Source organism: Acinetobacter sp., from assembly GCF_049284435.1.
GTDB lineage: Bacteria > Pseudomonadota > Gammaproteobacteria > Pseudomonadales > Moraxellaceae > Acinetobacter.
Map to the genome: position 1 here is coordinate 1 of NZ_JBAPXX010000012.1, position 1,717 is coordinate 1,717.

Here is a 1,717-nt window from a genome sequence, read left to right on the forward strand (position 1 = left end):
GCGTCAGTTCAGAACATAGCGTTAATAAAGTATCTTCCGAAGGCCAGCTCTCTTACCTCGGCAGAATTTCATCATCAGTTTCATCCAGAGCTTTCAGTATCACCTGATCGGCATGTAAAAAAGCCCAAAATTCAATATGCCGGTGCTGATGCTTCCATTGATCGATATTTGCAAATACCTCATGTAGCGGACACAGTTGAATCTGTTTTTTTAATCTAAAGCATGGTCGATTTTGCAGGGTGATTTGGGTCAATATACCCAAGCTGCCCAATGCTACCCGTCCAGCCTGAAATATCTCAGCATTCTGCTCACGATGACATTGCAACAGCTCTCCCTCCGCTGTCAGTAATTCAAAACCTTCCACAAAAGCAGATAAACAAGGTAAATCAATACCCGCGCCATGCGTTCCGGTAGAAATGGCTCCCGCCAAACTTTGCTGATCAATATCACCCTGATTAATTAAAGCCTGATTAATCTGCGTCAGATCTTTCCCCCAAATCATATAAACGCGTCACGGCGTGCACGATGCATTGGGTTTTCTGTTGATCAAAAGCAACGACACCTTTGAACTGATCGAGATTAAGCAACACCTCATCTGTTTTGGCGAGTGGGCTAAATGAATGTCCTGCACCCACTGCACGAATGTGTGCATGGGTCTTCACCAAACTTTGTAATTCACTGATCTGACTGGGCTGACAAATCCGAGCAGCACTGGACTGGCTCCCCGACCAGTTTCGCCAGATTTTATTCGCCTGTTGTATTTTCATTATTCTTCCTTGGCTCATATTATTTTAATGGCTGAACTAGAGTAAAATACCTAAAAAATCAAACATGGGAACCCATGCGTTCAAAACATTTAAGTACGGTTAAATATTTTCATTAATATTCAATAGCTTAAAATTTATAAAAACGTACTCGACTAAAGCATAAATGCAACATTCATGATAAATACATATCTTTTCAACAGGATATGAAAATAAATATACAACGGAGTTTCCCAATGGTTAGCGCATATGATGAATTACCGCGTACCCCCGCAAATTTTGTAGCGTTGTCACCTTTACGCTATCTTGATCGTGCAGCTTATATCTATCCCAATCAGAACGCGATTATTCACGGTAAGCGCCGAATCACTTGGCGTGAGAAATACAACCGTTGTCGTCAGTTTGCCAACCAACTCCAAAAATTAGGCATCGGTAAAAATGATACCGTTTCGGTACTGCTACCTAACGTTCCTGCCATGATTGAAGCGCATTTTGCTGTGCCTATGGCAGGCGCTGTACTCAACACCTTAAATACCCGTCTGGATGCCAAAACACTCGCATTCATGCTTGAACATGCTGAAAGCAAAGTACTCTTGGTTGATCCTGAATTTACTGCGCTTGCAACTGAAGCACTTGCCTTGGTTCCACAAGATATCTATGTGATTGATGTGGCCGATGAAGAGTTTGAAGGTGAAGACAGCAGTATTGGTCAAGTTGAATATGAAGACTGGATTGCCCAAGGCGATGCAAATTTTGAATGGCATTTACCCCAAGATGAATGGGATGCCATCAGCTTAAGTTACACTTCGGGAACCACGGGCAACCCTAAAGGTGTGGTTTACCATCACCGCGGTGCCTATATTAACGCAGCCAGTAATATCATTGCTTGTGGTATGACACCACGTGCCACCTATTTATGGACACTACCCCTGTTCCACTGTAATGGCTGGTGC

Annotated in this window: 1 protein-coding gene and 1 pseudogene; one reads left to right on the top strand and one right to left on the bottom strand. The window is 43.0% G+C overall.

The window, feature by feature from the left end; genetic code table 11:
* Positions 1 to 55 precede the first annotated feature (55 nt).
* A pseudogene (locus WAK81_RS01095) lies at positions 56 to 767 on the bottom strand (FAD-binding protein); the annotation flags it as partial.
* 233 nt (positions 768 to 1,000) lie between these two features.
* On the opposite strand from WAK81_RS01095, the gene WAK81_RS01100 reads away from it, so the two are divergent.
* Positions 1,001 to 1,717: AMP-binding protein (locus WAK81_RS01100; protein ID WP_422195332.1), on the top strand; the 717-nt coding region annotated here is incomplete at its 3' end.